Source organism: Rhodococcus sp. IEGM 1241 (assembly GCF_033142365.1).
Classification (GTDB): domain Bacteria; phylum Actinomycetota; class Actinomycetes; order Mycobacteriales; family Mycobacteriaceae; genus Rhodococcus_F; species Rhodococcus_F erythropolis.
In genome coordinates, this window is the sequence record NZ_JAWLSE010000021.1 from 1 (window position 1) to 24,312 (window position 24,312).

At 61.7% G+C, this 24,312-nt stretch carries 8 protein-coding genes; 4 read left to right on the forward strand and 4 right to left on the reverse strand.

Features of this window, described 5'->3' with window-relative positions; all coding sequences use genetic code 11:
- Positions 1-27 precede the first annotated feature (27 nt).
- Positions 28-8,742, forward strand: a complete 8,715-nt coding sequence (locus R4P70_RS31225) for a non-ribosomal peptide synthetase (protein ID WP_317833593.1) — start codon at positions 28-30, stop codon at positions 8,740-8,742.
- A gap of 34 nt (positions 8,743-8,776) precedes the next feature.
- Here R4P70_RS31225 and R4P70_RS31230 read toward each other — a convergent pair whose 3' ends face one another.
- A complete protein-coding gene (locus R4P70_RS31230; protein ID WP_317833595.1) occupies positions 8,777-9,388 on the reverse strand; it encodes a glyoxalase in 612 nt (203 codons plus the stop codon).
- Positions 9,389-9,705: 317 nt separating this feature from the next.
- On the opposite strand from R4P70_RS31230, the gene R4P70_RS31235 reads away from it, so the two are divergent.
- Both R4P70_RS31235 and R4P70_RS31240 read left to right on the forward strand, forming a co-directional pair.
- The gene (locus tag R4P70_RS31235; protein WP_317833602.1) at positions 9,706-12,810 is read left to right on the forward strand and encodes a multicopper oxidase family protein; all 3,105 of its coding nucleotides are present in this window, start codon (positions 9,706-9,708) and stop codon (positions 12,808-12,810) included.
- A gap of 118 nt (positions 12,811-12,928) precedes the next feature.
- The gene (locus R4P70_RS31240) at positions 12,929-14,167 is read left to right on the forward strand and encodes an HNH endonuclease signature motif containing protein (RefSeq protein WP_317833597.1); all 1,239 of its coding nucleotides are present in this window, start codon (positions 12,929-12,931) and stop codon (positions 14,165-14,167) included.
- An 85-nt stretch (positions 14,168-14,252) separates the two neighbouring features.
- On the opposite strand, the gene R4P70_RS31245 is transcribed toward R4P70_RS31240, so the two are convergent.
- Genes R4P70_RS31245 through R4P70_RS31255 form a run of 3 tightly spaced genes read right to left on the reverse strand, consistent with a single transcriptional unit; the run spans position 14,253 to position 18,735 of the window.
- Positions 14,253-15,224, reverse strand: a complete 972-nt coding sequence (locus R4P70_RS31245) for an antibiotic biosynthesis monooxygenase (RefSeq protein WP_029255495.1) — start codon at positions 15,222-15,224, stop codon at positions 14,253-14,255.
- Positions 15,221-17,914, reverse strand: coding sequence for a molybdopterin-dependent oxidoreductase (locus R4P70_RS31250; protein WP_046378654.1), 2,694 nt, complete (start codon positions 17,912-17,914; stop codon positions 15,221-15,223). The genes R4P70_RS31245 and R4P70_RS31250 overlap by 4 nt, the downstream gene beginning before the upstream one ends.
- Positions 17,911-18,735 (reverse strand): FAD binding domain-containing protein, encoded by an 825-nt coding sequence (locus R4P70_RS31255; protein ID WP_021333613.1) that lies wholly within the window; start codon positions 18,733-18,735, stop codon positions 17,911-17,913. The genes R4P70_RS31250 and R4P70_RS31255 overlap by 4 nt, the downstream gene beginning before the upstream one ends.
- A 259-nt stretch (positions 18,736-18,994) precedes the next feature.
- Here R4P70_RS31255 and R4P70_RS31260 point away from each other — a divergent pair.
- Positions 18,995-24,312: non-ribosomal peptide synthetase (locus R4P70_RS31260; protein ID WP_317833600.1), on the forward strand; the 5,318-nt coding region annotated here is incomplete at its 3' end.

The following is a 24,312-nucleotide window of genomic DNA, read 5'->3' on the forward strand; positions in this document are numbered from 1 at the left end:
GCGCCTGGTTCTGCTTCGGAGTTGGTGGTGGCTGCTGCTTTTGCGGTGGTTTTGGGGTGTGAGTCGCGGGTTGGTGTCGATGATGATTTCTTCGAGTTGGGTGGTAATTCGCTCAATGCGACCAGACTTGTCAGCCGCATCAACCAACACGCCGGTACCGCGTTGCCGCTTCGCACGTTGTTCGATCACCCTTCTGTGGCGGAACTTGCTATAGCACTGGACAATGCAGAGCGTGCCGACAGGCCTGCCCTCGAGATCCAGACACGCCCGGAGCGGATCCCGCTTTCACTTGCACAGAATCGGATGTGGTTCCTCAATCAGTACGATGTCGAATCTGCGGCATACAACATCCCGTTGGCCATCCGACTCGCCGGCACCGTTGACGTTCCGGCGCTTCGCCGCGCCTTCGGTGATGTTCTGACGCGCCATGAGTCGCTGCGAACAGTGTTCCCCGACAACGGCGACGGCCCCGTCCAGGTGATCCTGACACCCGAGGACGTCGAGTTCGATCTGAGCCCGATCGACGTCGACCGTGGCGACCTCGACACTCGCATACTCGAGGTCATGTCCGAAGGTTTCGACGTCACGGCTTCCGTGCCGATTCGCGTGAAGTTGTACCGCGTCGAGGAATTCGAGCATGTACTGGTGATGTCGGTGCATCACATCAGTGCGGACGGCGTGTCCATGACGCCGTTGGCTCGCGACGTCATGATCGCCTACTCGGCACGGTTGACCGGCCAGGCCCCCTTCTGGGCGCCGCTGGAGATCCAGTATGCCGACTTTGCGCTGTGGCAGCGGGCGCTCCTCGGTGACGAGGCGGACTCGAAGAGCATCGCATCGACTCAGATCGATTACTGGAAATCAACATTGGACGGTATTCCGGAACTACTGGAGCTTCCGGCCGATCGACCGCGACCGGCTGTGGCCACCCAGAACGGTGCGATGGTTCGATTCGACATCGCGTCCGAGATCATGGATCGCGTTCGTGAGATCGCCGATCACCACAACGCAAGTGTGTTCATGGTGATTCACGCTGCGTATGCGGCACTGTTGGCGAGAGTGTCGGCGAGCACCGACATCGTCGTCGGCACGCCTGTGTCCGGACGAGGCGAAGCGGCTCTCGAGGATCTCATCGGAATGTTCGTCGGGACGGTCGTCCTGCGAACGGATGCCGACCCCGCACTGACGTTCGCGCAGTTGGTCGACCAGGTGCGTGACCGAGATCTGAGTGCGTTCGGCAACGTCGATGTGCCTTTCGAGAGACTGGTGGACGCTCTGCAACCTGTTCGCTCACAGGCTCACACACCGCTGTTCCAAGTCACGTTTGCCTACGAGTATATCGAAGACGCCACGTTCGAGCTTCCTGATCTGCGGGTGTCCGCCGTCGAATTCGACGTCACTCCAGCTCAATTCGATCTTGCCTTGACGTTGTTCGAGACCACGGAATCAACCAGCGGCGCAGACACCGAGTCGGTAGCGGTGAGTGGCTCGCTGACCTACGCGACGGATTTGTTCGACCGTTCCACGGCTGCGTCGTTCGCCGACCGATTCGTCATGATGCTCGAGCAGCTGACGCGGGATCCCGCGAGAGTAATCGGGGATATCGACGTTCTGAATCGGGACGAGCAGAACCTACTGGTGCCGGTGCGAGGACTTACGGCGGCGCATCCCGCGACTCTGTCCGAGCTGATTTTTGCTGCGGTCTCGTCGAATCCAACGGGGATCGCCTTCCTGTGGAATGGCCGCGCCGTCACCTATACCGAGGCCGACGAACTCTCGACCCGCCTCGCTCACGTCCTGCTGCGACGCGACATCACACCGGAAACATTTGTGGCGCTGGCTCTTCCGCGATCGCTCGAATCCGTCCTCGCAGTCTGGGCGGTTGCCAAGACGGGTGCCGCATATCTGCCGGTCGACCCGAGTTATCCGGCCGATCGCATCGACCACATTCTCGAAGATTCTCGAGCGCGGTTGGGTGTGACGATCGCCGAGCAGCGTCAGTTCCTACCCGACGACGTCGAATGGTTGGTCCTCGAGGACATCGCCGAAGAACTGGCGGCAGCCCCGGCGAGCGCGAGCTGGCCGCCGGTGCGGATCGACAATCCGGCGTACATGATCTACACGTCGGGTTCGACGGGCAAGCCCAAGGGCGTGGTTGTCACTCATTCCGGTCTCGCCAACTTGGCGGCCGAACGGCGTGAGCACTACCAGATCACGTCCGACGCCCGGTTCCTGCACACCGCGTCACCCAGCTTCGACATGGCTGTCGGCGAAATGATCTCCGCGCTCTCTGCTGCAGCAACATTGGTGATCGTTCCGGTGACCACGATCGGTGGTGACGACTTGGCCGAGTTGTTGGACTCGCAACGAGTCACCCACGCTCTGATCACCCCGGCCGTTCTGAGCACGATCGCCCCCCACGACCACGAACATCTTCGCGTTCTCGGTGTGGGCGGTGAAGCGGTATCCGCTGAACTGGTCGATCGTTGGCAGCCAGGGCGAACGATGCTCAACGGCTACGGACCGACCGAGGCGACCGACATCTCCACAGTTGCAGACCTCGAAGCGGGACAACCTGTCACGGTCGGTAAACCTGTGCGCGGATTCCGGACCCTGATCCTGGACACTCGACTGCGACCGGTGCCGATCGGTACGCCTGGTGAACTGTACGTGGCGGGGCCCGCTTTGGCTCGCGGTTACCACAACCAACACATTCTCACCGCAACACGATTCATCGCCGATCCCCACGGTGATCCAGGACAGCGCATGTACCGGACCGGCGACATCGCTGCCTGGACGGCCGATCTCACCATCGAGTACCGCGGACGGATCGACAGTCAGGTCAAGATCCGAGGTCAACGCATCGAGCTCGGTGAAATCGAGACGGTAGCAACACAATGCGACGAGATCGCGCAATCCGTGGTGCTTGTCGTCGAGACTGCACTGGGCAAGCGGCTGGCGGCATACCTGGTGCCGCAAGCTGGGCGCGTGATCGATACCGAGTCCGTAAGGCGTTATCTGGAGTCCGCGCTGCCACGACCGATGGTGCCCGACGCGTATGTCGTGCTGGACGCTCTACCGGTGACCGTGAACGGAAAGCTCGACCGCAAGGCTCTTCCCGCTCCGACGTTCTCCGCGTCGAAGGTGCGCTATCGAGCACCCGCGTCCGAGACGGAAGAGATCCTCGCTTCGCTGTTCGCAGACCTGCTCGGTGTCGAGGCGGTGAGCGTCGACGATTCGTTCTTCGGGCTCGGCGGCGACAGCATCGCATCCATCCAACTGGTCTCCCGAGCGAAGGCTCGTGGTCTCGTGATGACCCCACGAGACGTCTTCGAACAGAAGACCGTTGCCGCGCTGGCACAGGTCGTTTTGCGATCTGACGCGCCGGCGCAGATGGTACTTGCCGAACTGCCGGGCAACGGTGTCGGAGAGTTGCCGCTGACGCCGGTGATGCGCATGGTGCTCGGCATCACCGATCACTTCGATCGCTACTCACAGTCGATCGCACTGGATCTGCCAGTCGGCGTCGATCAGGCGGGGATCGTCGCCACGGTGGCCGCCGTCGTCGATCACCACGACATGCTTCGGTCGACCTTGCACAGCAAAGCTTTGCACGTGGCCGAGCCCGGAAGCGTGGACGTGGCCGCACGTGTGCGGAAGGTCGACTTCGATCCCGCTGCCGTCGACAGCGCGGAAAGCTTGACCGAATTGGCACGATCCCAAGTGGAACTGGCTCGACGAGAACTTGATCCGCGCGGCGGTGTGATGTTCGCGTGCGTCTGGCTCGCGCCGGTGGGTGACGCGGAAAAGGCGACCGGGCGACTGCTCGTCGTGATGCACCATCTGGTCGTCGACGGAGTGTCGTGGCGAATCCTGGTGCCGGACTTCATGACCGCGTGGGCACAGATCTCCAATGGTGCGCCGGCGCAGCTGGCACCTGTCGGCACGTCGATGCGTCGCTGGGCACATGCGCTGCAGGACAGTGCAGTTGGGGCGACGGCAGACCTGCCGACGTGGCGGGCAATCGTCGACGGCGAGGACCCGGATCTGGGATCGGCGCGCTTCGACCCCTCGCTCGATCTGGTCGCCACTGTCCGCGACATCGAGGTGCGCGTCGACGCGTCGACGACTCAGGCACTGCTGACCGAGCTTCCGGCCGCATTCCGTGGCGGCGTCAACGACGGTTTGCTGACAGCTCTGGCGCTTGCAGTCACTCGGTGGCGTCGCGAACGAGGCGTGCACACCACATCGACGCTCATCCAGATGGAAGGTCACGGGCGAGAAGAGCAGACTGCACCCGGTGCTGACCTCTCGCGTACCGTCGGTTGGTTCACCAGCGTCTATCCCGTGCGCCTCGAACTCGGTGCGCTCGACATCGACGACGCCATGCGCGGCGGCGTCGCGGCGGGTCGGGCCGTGAAGTCGGTCAAGGAACAACTGCTCGCCGTGCCCGGTCGTGGCATCGGCTACGGGGTCCTCCGATATCTGACCGGCAGTGACATGTCCGGCAGTGACATGACCGGCAGCGACCCGGGTACACCACTGCCGGACGGCATGCCGCAAATCAGTTTCAACTACCTCGGTCGCGTGTCTGCCGGCAGCGTCCCGGAGGAGTTCGCCGATTTGGGGTGGACTCCGTCCGTGGATGTCGGTGACATCGAAGGTCCCGGAAACCCCGACATGCCTGCCGCCGCAGTTCTCGACATCAACGCGATAGTCACAGACATTTCGGGTGATGCCGAGTTGTCCGCGACGTTCTCCTACGCCGGACGCCTCCTGACCGAAGCGGACGTCCGAGGCTTGGCGGAGTACTGGGCGAGCGCGCTGCGGAGCCTGGTCTCCCACGTCGGCAGAGGTGCTGGGGGAGGCCTGACGCCTTCCGACGTTCCGTTGGTGACGGTCTCTCAAGAGGACATCGATGTCTGGGAAGACCGGTATCCGCTGGTCAGTGACATTTGGCCACTGTCGCCGTTGCAGCACGGACTTGCCTTCCACTCGTTGCTCGCCGTCAACAGTGCCGACGTTTATCAGACCCAGATGGTTCTGGAGCTGACAGGAACTGTCGATCCGATACGAATGAACCGGGCCGTGACTGCTCTGCTGAACCGTCACGACAACCTACGGACCGCCTTTGTCGCCGATCTGTCCGGCGAACTCGCGCAAATCGTTCTCGGTGAGGTCGATGTCCCGTGGCGTGTGGTCGACCTCGGTGCCGAGCCTGCGAGTGAGCGCGAAGCTGTCTACGAGCGAACCCTCGCGCGCGATCGATCCGAGCGTTTCGATTTGGCAACACCGCCATTGCTTCGGTTCACGCTCATCACACGAGATCCCAGTCGACACGCGCTTGCAGTGACACTGCACCACATTCTTCTCGACGGGTGGTCGATGCCGCTTCTGATGAAGGACCTGATGGTTCTGTACGCAACGCACGGCGACGAGTCGGTGCTTCCCCGCGCAGCGTCCTATCGTAATTACCTGTCCTGGTTGAATTTTCGGGAAGCTGCGGAATCCGAGTTGGCGTGGGCCGAGGCGCTGTCCGGGCTCGAGCAGCCGACCCTGCTCGCCGGGGAAGGGTCTGCTGGTTCGAGTGCCGGCACCGTCGAGTCGGTTGTGACTCAGGTGGAGCCCGAACTCGCCGAGCAGCTCGGTGCCTTCAGCGCCGACAACGGCGTCACATTGAACACCATGATGCAGGCCGGTTGGGGAATTCTGCTGGCGCGCCAGCTGGGTCGAACGGATGTCGTGTTCGGTGCAACCGTGTCGGGTCGTCCTCCCGAGCTCGATCATGTCGAGTCGATGGTCGGCCTGTTCATCAACACGCTGCCCGTCCGGGTCACGATCGACCCCGCGGAGTCTTTGCGTTCCTTGCTCTCACGGCTGCAGGCAGAACAGGCGGCGCTTCTCGAGCACCACCAACTCGGACTGACGGAGATCGTCAAGAGCGTCGGAAATGCCGCTGACTTCGACACGTTGACCGTCTTCGAGTCGTACCCCGTCGATACGGAAGGTATCGCTGCAACGAGCTCGATCGACGGCATGACGGTTACTGCGATCACCGGTGACGATGCGACCCACTATCCGTTGACACTTACCGTTGTCGCTGATGACGGCATTTCATTCACGCTCAAGTATCAGCAGGATGTCTTCGATGCGCCGACGATCGAGGTTCTGCGCGAGAGGATGCTTCGGATCCTGCGTGCATTCGTGGAGTTGCCGGACACCGCTGCCGGAATCCTGGATGTTCTGGGGCCCGACGAGCGTCGCCTGCTTGTCCCGGTATCGGGCCTGCCGGCTGCGCCCAGCGCAACCCTGGCTGATCTCATCGCTTCCGCCGTCACACAGAACCCCGACGGAATCGCGATCTGGGCCGACGGGCGTGCGTGGACATACCGTGAAGCGGACGCCTGGTCGAACCGCCTTGCTTCCATCCTGCTCGATCACGGAGTCGGTCCGGAAACCTTTGTAGCCGTGGCACTCCGGCGATCGGCAGCGTCCGTGATGTCGGTGTGGGCAGTGACGAAGACCGGCGCCGCCTACTTGCCCGTCGATCCTGACTATCCGGTTGAGCGGATCGAACACATGATCACAGACTCCGGTGCTGTCATCGGCATCAGCCGAGGTGGGAATCAACTTCCCGATTCGGTGCGCTGGCTCGATCTGGACGCACTCGAAACCGCGATCCAAGAGCTACCCGAGTCGAGTATCGCGGGAGCGGCTCGCATCGACAATCCGGCCTACATGATCTACACGTCCGGATCCACGGGCAAACCGAAGGGCGTCGTGGTCACGCATGGTGGTCTCGCGAATCTTGTAGCCGAACGTCGTGAGCACTATCGCGTCGACTCGCACTCACGATTCCTGCACAACACCTCACCGAGCTTCGACATGTCGGTCGGAGAGATGATGTCGGCGCTCTCCGCGGCGGCGACTCTGGTCGTCACACCACCCTCCATTCTCGGCGGCGACGAGTTGTCGCGGTTCATGATCGACCGCGAGGTCACCCACGCACTGATCACTCCGGCGATGTTGACGTCGATGGAACCGGAGGGGCTCGAGGAGCTTCGAGTTCTCGGTGTCGGCGGTGAAGCGGTTTCCGCCGAACTGGTCAATCGTTGGCAGCCTGGTCGAACCATGCTCAACGGGTACGGACCAACCGAGGCCACCGACATCTCCACCGTCGGTGATCTTGTCGCGGGGAAGCCGGTCACGATCGGATCGCCGGTACGCGGTTTCGGCACGGTGATCCTCGACGCGCGATTGCGCCCGGTGCCGATCGGGACACCGGGTGAGCTGTACGTGTCGGGGCCGGCTCTCGCCCGGGGATACCATGACCAGTCTGTGCTCACGGCAACCCGATTTGTTGCCAACCCGCACGGCCGGCCGGGTGATCGTCTGTATCGCACGGGCGACATTGCCGCCTGGACACCCGAACTCACCATCGAGTACCGGGGCAGGACCGACACTCAGGTCAAAATTCGTGGTCATCGCATCGAACTCGGGGAGATCGACTCGGCCCTGCACGCACACCCGGACGTGGATGTGGCCATGACCCGCGGCAAGAGGACACCGTCCGGGGACACCGCGTTGGTCGCGTACGTCGTGCCGACGCCGGGGACTGCGCCGGAGGTGAATCAGGTCGTCGCCTTTGTCTCCGAGTTCTTGCCACGTCACATGATCCCTAGCGCTGTCGTCTTCATCGACAAGGTGCCGACGACACCGACAGGAAAGGTCGACGAGAAGGCATTGCCGACCCCTGATTTTGCGTCGAAGATCGTGTATCGGGAGCCGAGCACGCCTACGGAAATCGCTGTGGCCACTGCCTTCTCGGAGGTCCTCGAGATCGCTGACGTCGGCGCCGACGACAACTTCTTCGAACTCGGTGGGAACTCACTGTCGGCGATGCGAGTAGTGACCAAACTGCGGATGTCGCTTGCTCGCGAGATCCCATTGCAGTGGTTGATGACCGAGCCGACTCCGGCGTCGATTGCGATTCGTGTCGACTCCGGACAAGAATCTTCCGGCGCGCTGGACGTCGTGTTCCCGATTCGGACGACCGGTGATCGGCCGCCTGTGTTCTTCGTCCATCCGATCGTCGGCCTGGCCTGGAGCTATGCCGGCTTGGCGCCGTACATCGATTCGGCGACTCCGATGTACGGGATCCAAACTCCAGCAGTCTCGTCCGCGGATCCGCTGCCGGAGTCCATCGAGTTCACCGCCGCCAGGTACCTCGAGGAAGTTCGAAAAATCCAGCCTGAAGGTCCGTATCACTTTGCCGGTTGGTCGCTCGGTGGCGTGATCGCACACTCGATGGCGGTGCTATTGCAGGCAGCGGGCGAGTCGGTCGATTCGTTGGTGATGCTGGACAGCTTCGCCCATGCCGCTGAAGACGGTGAAGGTTCGGACGCTGACGACGACGCGGACATGGGACTCGAGTTCGCGCACGCCATGGGCGAGTTGACTTCGGAAGATGTCGGCAGGCTTGTCTTCGCGGCCCGGCACAACGACACGTTGATGCAGGCTCACCAGCCGGGGATCTTCGATGGCGACGTGCTGTACTTCACTGCAGCGCTGGATGATCCATGGCTGAACCGTGGAGTCGATTCATGGCGTGCGTATGTCAGCGGGGATATCGTGAATCACCCCGTCGAGTGCACTCACTGGGACATCACCTCGCCCGCCGCTCTCGAGACCGTTGGTCCGTTGATGTCGCACAACTTGGAGAGGATTCGTCGGATGTCCTGAGTCGGGCGGGCGTGTTCTCGAGACACCGCCTGCGTCAGGAATGGGTGCTTTCCCAGGCGAAACCGTCAGGATCCGCGAAGGGTTCGGACGCACCGGTGATGGTGATTCGGTGCGATCCGGTGCCCTCGGGAGCGAGCCCGGCGTCCTTTGCCAGGGCGCCTCGGCCGTACAGTGCCAGCGTGACATTGTTTGCTGCGCTGGTGAATTCGACGTACTTGCGGCCGAAGCTCTTCGACACCTCGAGGCCGTGGGCGAGGTAGAACTGCTTGCTGGCCTTGACGTCTTCGGCGCCGAGCAGCAGCACGAGGCTGTCGATTGTGCGGGTGGCGGGTTCATTGTTCTTCTTCGACGACGTGGCGATCTTCCAGATCGAACCGTCCGGAGCCTGAAGGACTCCGCCGTATCCCCAGAGGGATTTCTTCACCGGCTTCAAGACGGCGGCACCGGCTGCGAGTGCGGCGCCGACGAAGGCGTCGACGATGTTCGGTTGGGAGACGACGAGCGAAAGGGTGTACCCACGAAACCCGGTTGTCGGTTCGTTCGATTCGCGTAGCTGGATTCGATCTCCGACGCCGAGAGCGTTGTAGAAGGCTTCGGCTGCGACGAGGTCGGGTACGTCGAGGATCACGGATTGCGCGGTGGTCATCCGGGCGCTCCCTGCTGATGTGTGGATTGACGACGTGTGGTCGGAAGTGGACTTCTGTGGTGTGTTCATGTGTTTCAACGTAATTGCGGGCCCCTTGGCTGTGCTTCTCGATTTCTGATCGGTTTGCTGAGACTGCTTGCAAGGTGCAGCGCTCGAGCGGGCACTAGGTGGGCAATTTGTCGTGAATGTACTGTTCAGCCGATGTTTTCTCGATAGGCTGATGAGCGCTGATCGGACGTATCTCACGCCACCATGGAACGGGGAAACCAGTGATCGCACTGCGAGGAAGGTCGTTAGCCGCAGCAGTAGTGGTGTCCATGACGATGGCGTTGGCCGCGTGTACGTCCGCTGAATCGGCGCCCGAGGTGGGCGCCAACTACGGCTCGGACGGAACCGCCGTCGACTACCGGGAGCCGGTGAAACTGAGTAGCCGAGATGGTGTTCTCGAGGTGCGCTTGTCCGCTCATCAGGGAGTGATTCCGCTCGATACCGCTTCGGCGCCCGTGTCGAATTTTCTGCTCTTCGGGTACGAGGTCATCCGCGGTACGGCGTCGGACGGATCGACCTCGGCGAGTGACGTCTATCCGGCGCCGACTCTCCGCGTCAATCCCGGAGAGCGATTGATCATTCATTACGACAACGATTTGCAGGATCTCACGATCGAGGACTTCTACGATCCGGCATTCACACCGGCGGGCGGGGACGTGCCGATCTATCCGCCGACGCTGACGTCGGCTCCGCTGAATCTGCACACGCACGGAGTGCACGTGAGTCCGGACGGCAATGCGGACAACGTGTTGCTCAACATTCCCGCCGGCCAGGGAAACGTGTACGACTACGCGATTCCGGGGACGATGCCGAACGGTCTCTACTGGTACCACAGTCACCGGCACACCCTCACCGCCCAGCAGACGTACATGGGCTTGGCCGGGCTACTGGAAATCGGCCGGCCGGACGGGAATTTGCCTGTCGTGACGGCAAACGACGTTCCGATTCGCGATATGGCACTGCAGTACAACTTCGTATTCGACCGCAAAGGAAAGGGCCGGCAGCTCAACGACGCGAACTGGCCCCAATTCGTCAGTACGTTGACGCCACCCGCCGGTACCGAATTAGCCGACGGGACGTACCGTCCGAGCCTTGCTCCGGTGAATTTCTCGGACACCACCGAGGGCGCGCAGTATTTCACCAACTGGTACGCGGGACCGTTGTCCCCGGCCAATCATCGTGGACAGAATCAATTCGTTCCAGGCAATCTGCAGAGCTTCGTGGGTGAATCGACGAGTGTTCCGGCCGATCCCTCACTGCCGGACAACCAACGCGATGTGCAGTACACCGTGAACGGTCAGTTCCAGCCGTCGCTGAAACTGAAGCCGGGGCAGACCGAGATCTGGGTGCTTGCCAACATCAGCGACTTTGCCTACATGCCGGTTACGTTGACGGAAACCGCAACCGGCACCCATCCGAAGTTCGCAATCGTGGGGCAGGACGGAAACCCGTTCGACGAGGTCAGGCCACCCGTGGACGGGGACGGAACCAGGCTGGTGATTCCGCCGGCCTCGCGCTATGCAATCGCCGTGACGATGCCGGAGTCCGGCGATCTGGTGCTGGAGATGCCACCGCTGGAAGGTGCGAAACCGGTGAGCAATCCGGGAATTCTCTATACCAACAACGGTACCGACAATCCGCCCGCCGAACTCGGAACCGTCACCGTCGACCCGTCGGTGATCAGTTACGCGGACGGATTCTTCACGTTCCCGACTCAGCAGTTGATCCGCGCGACGCCAGACGAGGGCGAAGGGAAGACGACTCCCTTCGAGTTCGGACAGAAGCTCGATACCTACACCTCGTTCGTGGATACAGCAGCGATGACGCCCGACGTGACCCGCAACCTCACAGTGTCCGGTGGGTTCGGAAACGAGAAGGCCAGCAACAGCGATCCGAAGGCCTTCACCTACGAATTCGCCGACAACACGTTCCCCAACATCCCGCTGATTCAACCGCGGCTGAATTCCGTTGAAGAATGGAAGATCACGAACCTCAACAACGACGAACACCCGATGCATATTCACGTGAACGACTTCCAAGTGATGGAAGTCGTTGATCCCGTCGCAGGGACGACGACAGGGGTTCAGCCCTGGGGGATCGACAATGTGAACGTGCCTGCTCCGGTGACTGACGAGAATGAGAATGCTCTCGAGCCTGCGTCAGTGACGTTGCGAACGAAGTTCACCGAGTACACCGGAACCTTTGTGATTCACTGCCACCGACTCAATCACGAGGACAACGGTTTGATGGCTACCGTCAACGTGATTCCCGAGGTATCGACGTATGCCGTCGCGATACCTGGTTCGGCCGGCGTTCCCGCCAAGGTGCAGATATTCGATGCCAACGGCGACAAACTGATCACCGCTGTGACGCCCTTCCCGTCGTTCGAAGGCACCCCGAGTGTGGCGATGGCGGACGTGAACGGAGACATGGTGCTTGATCTGGTCGCTGGAACAGGGGCAGGCTCGGCTCCGGAAGTGGTGGCGTACAACGCAGTCGGCGGCGTGCCGTTCACCGACGAGTTGGCAAGATTTGCGCCCTTCGATGTGGGTTTCCGCGGTGGAGTGAACGTCGGTGGTGTCGACATCGACGGAAATGCACTGGCAGACAACATCATCGTTGCATCAGGCCCGGGGATGGAGTCGCAGGTCAAGATTTACTCCACCGACCTTCCGGCGGACAAGAGGTCCGCACCCGCAGAATTCGGTTCGTTCTCGCCGTACCCGGGATCGAGTAGCGGAGTCACGTTCGCAACCGGAATGGTCGACAGTCACTCCGGTCGAGCGAGCATCGTGACAGCACCCGGTGCGGGCGAGGAGCCGTTGATCAAGACGTTCCGCTACGACCTGTACGAACCGACGGCGGCTGCGCAGGGCGACTCCGATGAACACGCAGGTCATACGGATGGTCCGGTAACGACATCACAGTTCTTGGCCTTCGACCAGGGCTACCGCGACGGGGTGTCTCTGTCGACGGGTTGGGTGGCCGGCGCCGAGGGCGGCGCAAAGTCGATAGTGGCAGGCATGCTCGGAGGAGACGGATCAATCCGCGTCTTCTCGAGTGGATCCAGGCTCGACGGTGCACCCGAGATGTACCTCGAGAGTCCAGATCACCATTCGACGGACGTGGCATTTCGGGAGGTTGCAGCTTTCGACCCGTTCACCGATCCAGGGTCGGGTGTGGGAGTGGCCACGACGAGCACGACTACCGGCGCGGATCTCCTCGTCAGCGGCAGCAACGGAACGGGTGCCGAAGTTCGGAAATTCACTCTCGGTCGTGCCGATCCGTCTGCGACCACATTGACACCGACGCTTGTGGGAACGCTGCCGCCCTATCCCGTCGGCGGGGGAGTTCTGCCGCTCGGTGGTCGATGATCAGGTTTTGAGATTTTCTGAAAGTAGTTATATATCAACCGGTCTCGAGTTCGATGTTTCTTGAAACCTGTCCGTTATGTCTCTGGATCTCGAAAGTATGTTCGATTAGACTTTGAGTATGGACAGTCGGGAAGCGTGGCAGCTGGATGGCGAGGGCCTCAAGAGTGAGGTTCTGGATCTGGTGCGTGTCCGACACGAGTTGCAGTCGCGGATGGTGTTGTTGATCGTGGAAATGTTTTCCCGTGAGGTTCTCGGGGGGAAGGGTTTTCGGGCGATCGCGCAGTGGTTGCATGGTTCGACGAATCTCGAGATCGGTGAGTGCAGTCTGCTGGTCGGGTTGGCGCGGTTGTTGATGCTCGAACCCGTTGTCGGCGATGCGTTTCACCGGGGTGACGTGGATGCGTTGAAAGCCCGTCAGGTGGCGTCGTTTTGTCAGCATCCACCGAAGAACATGACTCTGGCAGATGTGGACAAGGCTCGCGGGATTCTGCTTGGTCTGGCGTCGAAGAACATCGCGGATTGTGATGCGGTGCGGGCGGCGATTCGGCGGATCGAGAAGCAGTACGGAAAACGCGAGGACGGTGTTCCGGTCGGGGAAGATTCGGAGCGTAACGAGTTCTACGCCTCGAAAGGCTTGTACGGGCGGGTCACGGTGAAGGGCGATCTGGATGCTGTGAACGGGGCCCGTCTGATCACGTTGTTGTCGAGTTTGTCGGCTCCGACACCGGTGAAGGACGGCGTGAAGGACACCCGTACTCCTACATTACGGCGGGCGGACGGGTTTTGCGAACTGTTGCGCCGGTATGAGCGGGCGGGGTTGGGCCCGGTCGAAGGCGGGGTGAAACCGCACATCACGGTGACTGCGTCGGCGAAGGACTTGACGGATCTGCAAGCGTTGAAAGACCTGCTGCCGTCGACGGAGGAACTGGGGTTCGCGTGGACGGATTGGGTGGGCCCGATCAGTATCGATACTGCGCGGATGTTGGCGTGCGACTGCACCGTGACGCGGATCTTGTTGGACGAGAATGGTGTTCCGCTCGAGTGCGGTAAGGAAGCGAGAACGGCGACGGTGCCGCAGCGACGGGCTCTTGCGGTTCGTGATGGTGGGTGTGCGTTTCCGGGGTGTGGGACTCCGTCGGGGTGGTGCGATGCTCATCATATTGTTCACTGGAACGATGGTGGCCCAACAGATCTCGACAATCTGATCTTGTTGTGCGGTCATCATCATCGGACACTGCACCACACGGAGTGGCGGGTGGAGATCGGCCCGGATCGGAAGTCGGTGTTCTATCCGCCGATGTCGGTTGATCCGTATCAGCAGCCGATCGGCGGGAACAGCCCGCCGACGGCCGCCTGAACGGGCATAACTGGAAATGCCAGCGTATGCACCGGGGAAGAATCATGCCCCGGTACATGCGCTGGCATTTCGCGTTCTGGAGAGCTCAGGGCAGCGACCAGAACTGAGTAGTCACCAGATAGAAGACGACCACCCAGAACAAGGTCACCGCAGCGACGATCGCCACCCCTTGCGCGTTGGTTTTTGCGACAGGAATCCCTGGAGGTGGACGCAGCCAACGGTGCAGGAGCCGATTCACGTAGTACGGCATCGTGAAGAAACTCATGATGAAGCTCGACAACAGGTTGCCGATCAACAATCCGAGCCAGAGTGGCAGCTTCAGCGGTGACAGCGCCAAAGTTAGCAAGACGACAGTCGGGTAGAGACCGACCCAGACCGCGATCGAGGTTTTTGTCTCCGAAGGTGGAGGGGCCTCGTTTCCGTTCTCGTCGAAGGCAAACCAACTGCCGAACGAATTGTCCACGGTTCGCAGTTCGAAGTCGTGGAACTTGCGACCCTCGGCGAGAAGCTGTTGTCGCTCAGGGGAAGTCAGCCACGTGTCGAGATGGGCAGCATTGTCGAAGCGATACAGCAGGGTCCACTCATCCTGCACACCGTCGACTGGGCGAAACAGTTCGGTGCCGCGGAATCCGTCGAAAGCACTCTCCACCTCCCGAAGGCGATCCTGCCAGGCAAGGAACTCGTCGATACTGTCGTCACCTACTCGGTGCGTCACTACGACAGTCAGCAGTGGGTCCGGAGGCCTGATCCCGCCGCTCACTACCTGCTGCGTGGCCGGGCCGTCGAAGAACTGACGACCGCTGTCGAGGTAGTCCTGCCTCGTCGCGCTGTTGATCCACGCTTGAACATGAGCGATGGAGTCGAATCGGTACACGATCACCCAATCAGGTTGGGTGGGCGTCGGAGCCGCGATTTCTGCCCCGAGGAAGCCTGCATAATCTGCGGCCGCCCGGTTGAGATCTTTCTGCCAGACCTCGAATTCTTTCTCCAGTCCGGCACGCACTCGCTGGCCGATGATGACCGTAGCGGCGCTGTCCGCCGATGTGTTCGCGGTCATCGGTTCAGGCCTGAGTAGATGCGTTCCGGGGTGAGCGGTAGTGACCGGAATCGTGACCCGGTGGCATCCTGCAGTGCGTTCGCCAAAGCAGGGGCAACCGGATTGATGCAGCACTCCGCCATGCCCTTGGAGCGGAGTGGGCCGACGGAGTCTGATGACTCGACGAGGATCACCTCGGTGCGTGGGACATCTGCATAGGTCGGGATCCGGTAGTTACGTAGATTCGGGTTCGTCATCGCGCCGTTTGCGTCTACGTGGAAGTTCTCGGTGAGTGCGAAGCCGATGCCCTGGGCGACGCCACCTTCGATCTGTCCCCGCACCTGCGCCGGATTGATGATCACCCCAGCGTCGGTGGCTTGGACACTGTAGAGGATGCGGATCTCGCCGGTGATGCGATGGACGGCGATCCGGAAGCCATGAGTGTTGGACACCACGCTGCGCGGCGACCCGTACGCTTTCCGTGCTTCGGTGAATCGGATCCCGCGCGGGCGTGCAGCCTCGAGTAACTCTTGCAGTGTTAATCGAGTACTACCGCAGACGATCTTGTCGTCGTCCATCGAGCACAGGTCAATCGAGACGCCGGTGTGATGTGCGGCGAAGGCCAGTAGTCGATCGCGGAGCGCATTCGACGCGCGGAGTACCGCGTTCCCAGCGACAAACAGGCCGGCGCTGGCGAAAGCGCCTGTGTCGAAACCGGTTCGGTCGGTGTCCGACTGAATGATTCGTACACGTGACGGTGTTGTGCCCAGCTGATTTGCGGCGATCTGCACGTGGGCCGTAGAAGTTCCCTCACCGAATTCGACTGTGCCGATAGCAAGTTCGTATACACAGTCTTCGCCGAGGGTGAGCCAAGCCTCGGAAATGTGCTCGGTGGGTGGCGCGGTCTCATGTAGTGAACTGGCAGTACCGGTGCCGATCAGCCAATCGTCTCCGAGCGAGGGAACCGGTTGGCGCTTCAACGCTGCGTCGATCAGATCGACGCATTGCCCCAGTCCGTCTTCGGTGAAGATCACGTCGTCTGGGCCGTCTTCGAGTGCGACGAGTGAATCGCCAGGTCGGACGATATTGCGTCGACGCAGTTCGAGCGGATCCATGTTCAGCGCGATGGCCAATTCGGTCATGGCCGATTCCACGGCAAAGGCCGGTTGAGTCATCCCGTACCCACGCAAAGCGCCGCTCGGGACGTTATTGGTGTACACGGAATACGCATCGAACTTCTTGTTCGCACAGCGATAGAGCGAGACTGCCGCGCCGCCGGCAAAGAGTGTCTCTCCGCCGTGGTTTCCGTATGCACCGGTGTTCGAGACGTTGCGATAGTGGAACGCGGTGAGTGTCCCGTCCGACTTTGCTCCGAGCTTGATTGTGAGTTTCATCGGATGACGCGGTGACGCGGTGGTGAACTCTTCTTCTCGGGTGAATTCGAGGCAGACGGGACGACCGGTGTCCAGGGTGGCGAGCGCCACCAGATCTTCGCTGATCACTTCCTGTTTTCCTCCGAACCCGCCGCCCACGCGTTTGCAGAACACGCGCAGCTGATCCGGGCGGAGGTCGAAGAGATGGGCGAGTTTGACCTTGGCGATGGAGGGGGACTGCGAACTCGTGCGAACGTGAAGGCGTCCGTCTTCCATCCATGAAATCGAACCGTGCGTCTCGAGATGTGCGTGCTGCACTCGCGGCGAGAAGTAGGTGCCTTCGTGGATGACGTCGGCCTCGGCGAACCCGGCCTCGACGTCGCCCACGTGACCGTGAAGTTCGAGCAGGATGTTGTGCTCGGGATCTCGAACAAAGGGATCGTCGGATCCGTGCAGGGCTGGAGCGCCGTCGGCCATGGCCTCTTCCGGATCGAACACGGAAGGCAGGATCTCGTAATCGACCTTCACCTTCCGACGGCCTTCTTCCGCAGCGACGACGGAGTCGGCGAGGACGGCCACCACCCGCTGACCCACGAACCGCACGACGTTGTCGAGGATGTACGTGTCGTCCGGATCAACAAGGTGGTCGGTATGAATTGCCGTTGTAAAGAGCTTGCGCGGCACGTCTTTCCAGGTGTACACGCGATGGACACCGGGGACGGCGAGCGCCTCGGTGGTGTCGATGGAGGTGATGCGTGCATGCGCGTGGGGCGAGTGCAGCACTTTCAGGTGCAGCATGCCGTCGATCGCGGTGTCCATAGTGTATTCGGCTCGGCCGGTCACGACGTCGGTGGCCGCCGGCGCCCCGACGCTGGTCCCGACCGCCTGTCCGGGGAGGGCAACTTCGACAGCGCCGACACCGTTGACCGCGTCTTCGATGGATCGGTAACCGGTGCAGCGGCACAGGTTTCCCTTGAGCGCTCGCGGCAAGTCTTCTTTCTGCGCGTCGGTGAGCGCCGCGGAGGTCATGATCATTCCGGCGGTGCAGAACCCACACTGAAAGCCGGGTGCATCCCGGAACTGTTGCTGAATCGGATGGAGATCTTCGGGCGTACCGAGTCCCTCGATCGTGGTCACCGCGCGACCGTCGGCGCGAAAGGCGGGCGTGATGCAGCTGTGTATCGGCGCTCCGTCGAGCCACACTGTGCACGCCCCGCAGTCCCCGCCGTCGCAACCCTTCTTCACCCCGTGGTGTCCGAGGTGTCGAAGAAACGTCCGGAGACACTGTCCCGGGAACGGTTCCTCGTCGAACTTCCGGTCGTTCACCGTGTAGCTCATGACTGGCTCCCCGTGAGTTCGATTCGGAGCTCGTCGGCGTAGTGACGGGCGAGGTGCAGGCGGTGGTCGGGGGTTCCGTTGGGATCGTCGAACCAACTGTCGGCCGAAATGGAGTCGACAGCTCGTCGCAGAGAGTGCTCGTCCGGCATCGTGTCGAACGTCAGCCGTATCGGATGCGTAGTGCCGGCGGTGATGGTGACGTGAAAGTCGTCGGCTCCCGGAGTCTGCGTCGCGATCATGAAGATCGTCGAACGGCCGAGGTGCGTGAGACTGAAGCGGCGGTGGGCGTGGCGTTTGGTGAGCGCGTGCACCGGGAACTCGATGCTCCGAAGAACTTCGCCCGGCTCCAGGACATTCTGGTGGTCACCGGTCACGAAGTCGCACGCGTCGACGGTCCTCACTGTTCCGGCGGTGGCCCACAGCGTGAAAGTAGCCTCGAGTGCAACTGCCAGGGTGATCATCGGTCCGGCGGGAAGCGACATACAGATGTTCCCGCCTACGGTGGCCGAATTCCACACCTTGAAAGACGAGAGGAAGTACTCGCAGCTGACGCGAATAAGTGGACTCGCACCCCAATTGTCCGGCGGGACAAACGCATACAGTTCGGCAACGGTGCACGTAGCTCCGACACTGAAATGAGTCGCGCCGACCTCCAGTGGTGTCCACCCGAGCGCGGTGAGGTCGACGAGTCGACGTGTGTCGGGTTGTTCCGCTGAGAACAGCCACGTTCCTCCCGCGAGCCAGGCGTCGCCGGGACGCCACACGTCCCCTGGGCGATCCGGTGGTCGGCGTATCACGTCGGTAATGGTGGTGATGTCCATGCGCCTGCTCCCCTCGGGGGATGTGTCGTCTCGGAGTGGGACATTACCGAGGTGACGGTACACATTCACACTTTTAGTGCATATCGGGCACGTGAAACATGGGCGATACGTACGTGACATCGCCTGGTGGTCCGTGCATGTGCTTGCCGATTCTGGGTACGACTGCTTGAGAGGCGCGATCAGCCTCTTGCTTTCGCGCTGTTGATTCGGACGCGGCTACGCACTCGGCGGCCGCGGAGATCATGCGGGGCGGGGCGCTGTGAAACCCTTCGAGGTAAGACGGACCGACCCTTTTGATGAGACCCTCTTTCCGCTCTCGGCCGCCCAACGGGCAACCTGGTTCGCTCAGCAATTCGATCCCGAAGTCCCGATTCTGATAGCGCACTACGTGGAGTTGCGCGGCGAACTCGACGTCGAATTACTGGATCGCGAAACGCGGGCAGGTGCTTACGAGTTTCAATCTCCCATGCTCAAAGTCATCGAGGTTGATGGTCAGCCGATGCAGTACGTGGACGAGAAGGCCGAAATCTCGGTCGGTTTGGTCGACTTCCGCTGGACCGAGGATCCCTTCGAGGCTGCGCTCGAGTGGATGCGTCGAGATTGCCGGACGCCGCTCGACCTGGCAGTCGACGGAATCGTCGCGACCGCTGTGCTGCGCGTGGGTGACGCGCACTATCTGTGGTACAGCCGTATCCATCATGTCGCGCTCGACGGTTTCGGTGCCATGACCATGATGAACCGCATTGCGCATCGGTACTCGGCCTCGGCGGCGAGAAAAGATCTGCAGCCGAGTCGTGCCGCGACACTGCGCACGCTGTACGACATCGACGAGCGGTACAGACAGTCGGATCGATTCGCTGCCGATCGTGAGTACTGGGCAGGGCGCAATACAGTCGGTGCCGGATCCAGCTTGGCGGAGGCTTCTGGGCCCGCACACATCGAGAGCCGACTCGAAAGCACACTGATGTCGGACCGGAGCTGTGCCCTTCTCCACGAATCCGAGAACCACGCTGCAACGGTCGTCGCTGCGCTCGCGTTGTACCTCTCGCGAATGACGGCGAAAGAGACTGTCCAGATTCATGTTCCGATGTCCGGACGGACTACGGCGGTGTTGCGGGACTCGGGCGGCATGATGGTGAACGTCGCGCCGCTGCTCATCAGTGTCGCCGCCGTCGACACCGTCGGTGAACTCTTCGCCCAGGTCCAGCATGAGCTCATGGGTGCATTGCGGCACCAGCGCTGCAGCCTCGACGACATCCGTCGGGACGCAGGCGTGACGAGCGGTCTGGAAGGCGAAGACTCATATGCCGGGCCCATGGTCAACGTCATGCTGTTTCGCCAGGAGGTGCAGTTGGGCGAGGTGGTTGGGGAGTATCACATCGTCACCTCCGGGCCGGTGGAAGACCTTCTGGTCAACGTGTATCCGAGCGGCGACAGGCTGCGTGTCGACTTCCGGGCAAACCCGATCCGATACGAGGAGGCGGGTTTACGCGAGCACCACCGGAATTTTGTCGGCTTGCTGGAAGAGTTGATCGCGTCTGATTCCGGTGCCGAGCTCGCAGACATTCACGGCCCGACGGCCCGGGAGGGCGAGCGACGACAACGCGAAGTGCGGCACCTCGAGTATTGGAGACATGAGCTCACCGGGGCGCCCGAACTTTTGCAACTTCCCTTCGATCGACCAAGGCCTGCAACGCAATCGCTGGACAGTGCACAGGTTGAGGTCGTGATCGCCGCAGACACCCACGCGCGGATTACAGAAATGGCAAGTGATCTCGGGACGGACACACGCGCGGTCCTACATACGGGCTTCGCGCTAGTGGTGAGCCGATTGTCCGGGGCTTCGGACGTGGTAATCGGTACGCCGACGGGATCCGACACGAACATCGTTGCCATCCGGAGTCGCATCGATCTGGAGACGCCGTTCACGGCGCTCGTGGGCAGTGTCGTCGAGGTCCGAAGTAATGCGCTGCCGCACAGTGGGATACGGCTCGAGCAGGTGGCGCAGTCGCTCGAGGTGGAGGATGTACCTGCGTATGCGCCGGTGATACAGGTGACGTTCGAGTCCGTCGCCAGCGCTGACGAGCACCCTCCCGACCTCGGCCGCTTCGATCTCGGAGTGTCTGCAGTCGAACTGTTCGACGAGGTGGGTACGCCGTCCGGAATCACGGTGACGCTCGCGTTTGCCACCGACCTGTTCGACGCCGAGACGGCACGTGGCCTCGGTTTGCGGTTCGCGCGCGTCCTGGAATCCGTCACCACAGATCCGGCAATGATGGTCGGCGACATCGACATCTTGTCCGACGACGAGCGATCCGCGATGCAGCCTGTCCGCAGTGACCCTCGCGCTTCGCACCGCACCCTGGCCGAACTGTTCGACGGTGCGGCGCGCACACACTCCGACGGCGTGGCCCTGTCGTATCTCGATGGCGAGTTGACGTATCGAGAACTCGACGATCGTTCGTCGAAGTTGGCCCGAGTCTTGATCGACCGCGGCATCGGTCCGGAAAACAGTGTGGCGCTGGGTTTGACGCGTTCGATCGAATCGGTTGTCGCGATGTTGGCGGTGACCAAAGCCGGCGCGGCATTCGTGCCGGTGGATCCGACCTATCCGGGTGAACGTGTTCGCTTCATGCTGAACGATTCCGGCGCCGTACTGGGGCTCACGGTCGTTTCCGAACTTCATCGTTTGCCGGATTCGATTTCCTGGATAGCAATCGACGACGCTGAGTTCCGTGGCCGACTTGCACGGCTGTCCGTGCGCTCCATCTCCGACGTCCATCGGGTGCACCCGATCCGGCCCGACAATCCCGCATACGTGATCTACACTTCGGGTTCCACCGGACTCCCCAAGGGGGTGACGGTATCGCATCGTGGACTGGAAGCGCTTGCTGCCGAACAGCGTTCGCGGTTCGGTGCGACCCAGGATGCGCGAACATTGCACTTCTCGACCCCGAGTTTCGACGCCTCGATTTTCGAATACCTGCTGGCTTTCGGGGCCGGAGCGACCATGGTGATTGTACCGAGCACGATCTACGGCGGTGACGAGCTGTCTCGCTTCCTCGAATCCCAGCGTGTCACGCATGGTTTTGTCACTACTGCGGCGCTCGGAACAGTTTCGCCCGAGGGCCTTTCGGACTTCGGCGACGTGGTGGTCGGTGGTGAGGCCTGTCCGCCGGATCTTGTGCAGCGGTGGGCTCCCGGCCGACGGCTGTGCAATGCCTACGGGCCGACCGAGACCACCGTCATGTCGAACATCGGCGAGCCGATGGTGTCGTCGGAGAACATCACAGTGGGCGGTCCGCTCCGCGGTTTCGAGGAGATCGTGCTCGATCAGCGATTGCACCCCGTCCCCGACGGTGTTGTGGGCGAGCTGTACATCTCGGGAGACGCGCTCGCACGCGGATATCACCGGAAGTATGCGTTGACCGCAGGACGATTCGTGGCCGACCCGTTCGGTCTCCCGGGCCGGCGGATGTATCGAACGGGGGACTTGGTGCGGCGGCGCCGTGGCCGTGCACTCGAGTACGTCGGCCGCAGCGATTTCCAGGTGAAAGTTCGCGGATTCCGTATCGAGCTCGGGGAAATCGACAGCGTCGTGCAGTCGTGTCCGCAGGTCGAGAATGCAGTTACCGTGGCGCGTGCGGCTCCCTCCGGTACAACGATGATTACCACGTACGTCGTGCCTGCCGGCGGAAGTGCGCTCTCGACGGCCGATCTGACGCAGTACGCCGCGAGCCGTGTGCCGTCGTACATGGTTCCTGCGGCCTTTGTTCTTCTCGACGAGTTGCCGGTAACTCCATCGGGAAAGGTCGATCGCGCTGCCTTACCGGCACCTCGGTTCGATGCTCGGTCGGACAACTTTCGCCCGCCCGAGGGCGCCGAAGAACTACTGCTGGCCGAGATTTTTGCCGACGTTCTAGGTGCTGAGGCGGTGGGTGCGGGTGACGACTTCTTCGAGCTGGGTGGGAACTCACTGATCGCCACAAAGCTGATCGCACGAGTCAATGCCGCTGAAGCAATCGATTTCGGGGTGCGGACTTTGTTCGAAGCACCGACGATCGAATCACTGGCTCTCCACGTGCGTGACGCGAAGTCCTCCGGCGTTGATCCCTCGCGTTCGAAGCGTCCAATCCTGCAGACACATTCGTACAAGGACAAGATTCCGGTGTCTCTGGCGCAACAACGCCTGTGGTTTGTCAATCAGTTCGACACGTCGTCCCCGGCCTACAACATCCCGATGGTGGTCCGACTGTCAGGGGCGTTGGATGTGGCTTCGCTGAAACTCGCGATGGGAGATGTTGTCGATCGACATGAATCGCTTCGCACCGTCTACCCGGCGTCGGTCGACGGTCCACATCAGGTCGTGGTTCCTTCGGAACGTGTGACGTCGGAGATGGCGTGGGAAGTATCCGTTGACGAGGAAGCCTTGGACAGGCGCGTCGCCGATCTCGCTCGCGAGGGGTTCGACGTGAGCGCGAACGTGCCCGTGCGCGGCTCCCTTTTTCGAATCACTCCGGACGTTCATGTCCTCGCGTTGGTGGTTCACCATATTTCGGCGGATGGAGCATCTCTCGAGCCGCTGGCCCGCGACCTGACCCGCGCCTACGCGGCGCGGGCTGCCGGTCGGGCACCGGACTGGCCGCCTTTGCCTGTGCAGTACACCGACTACAGCCAATGGCAAATCGAACTGCTCGGCAGTGACGCCGATCCGGACACGCTCCAGGCGAAGCAGTTGGACTACTGGACGTCCACCCTGTCCGGTCTACCTGACGTGATCGACCTTCCGCTGGATCGACCGAGGCCGGCGGAACGATCCATGCGCGGTGAATCGGTCCGATTCTCGGTGCCCGCAGACGTGCACAGTGACCTCCTCGAACTCGCTCGGAATCACAACGCGACACCGTTCATGGTGATGCACGCAGTGCTGGCGGTTCTGTTGGCACGGCTGAGCGCCTCGCCGGACATAGCGATCGGCACTCCGGTGGGAGGGCGCGCCGAGCAAGTCCTCGACGATCTGGTCGGGATGTTCGTCAACACGGTCGTCCTGCGAACCGCCGTTGATTCCGCCGCGACTTTCGAGGAAATCCTTTCACGAACTCGCGAAGTTGACCTGGCAGCGTTCGGGCAAACCGAGGTGCCGTTCGAGCGAGTCGTCGATGCAGTTGCTCCGGAGCGTTCACCATCTCGTTCACCGCTCTTCCAGGTTCTGTTGGAATTTCAGAACACCGCAGATCCTCACCTCGAACTACCAGGACTCGGTGTCGATGTTGTTTCAGTCGACATCGGTGTCGCCAAATTCGACTTGCAATTGTCGCTCTCCGAAAAGCGTGGCAAGGACGGAATCCCGGTGGGTTTCGACGCCGCCTTCACCTACGCCTCCGATATCTTCGAGCGCACCACAGTCACCGAGTTCGGGGAGCGCTTCGTCCGCCTACTGCGGTCGGTCGTATCGGATCCAACTGCCCCAGTGGGTGATACGGAGATTCTGGGTGCGCCCGAGCGTGGGTTGGTGGTGGGTGGTTGGGATGGTGTGGGGGTTGCGGTGGGGGGTTTGACGTTGGTGGATGTGTTGGA

Coding starts and splice junctions, on each gene's coding strand:
- R4P70_RS31230 (WP_317833595.1), bottom strand. CDS start 9,388: ATGACCACCGCGCAATCCGTGATCCTCGACGTACCCGACCTCGTCGCA.
- R4P70_RS31235 (WP_317833602.1), top strand. CDS start 9,706: ATGACGATGGCGTTGGCCGCGTGTACGTCCGCTGAATCGGCGCCCGAG.
- R4P70_RS31250 (WP_046378654.1), bottom strand. CDS start 17,914: ATGAGCTACACGGTGAACGACCGGAAGTTCGACGAGGAACCGTTCCCG.
- R4P70_RS31255 (WP_021333613.1), bottom strand. CDS start 18,735: ATGGACATCACCACCATTACCGACGTGATACGCCGACCACCGGATCGC.
- R4P70_RS31240 (WP_317833597.1), top strand. CDS start 12,929: ATGGACAGTCGGGAAGCGTGGCAGCTGGATGGCGAGGGCCTCAAGAGT.
- R4P70_RS31245 (WP_029255495.1), bottom strand. CDS start 15,224: ATGACCGCGAACACATCGGCGGACAGCGCCGCTACGGTCATCATCGGC.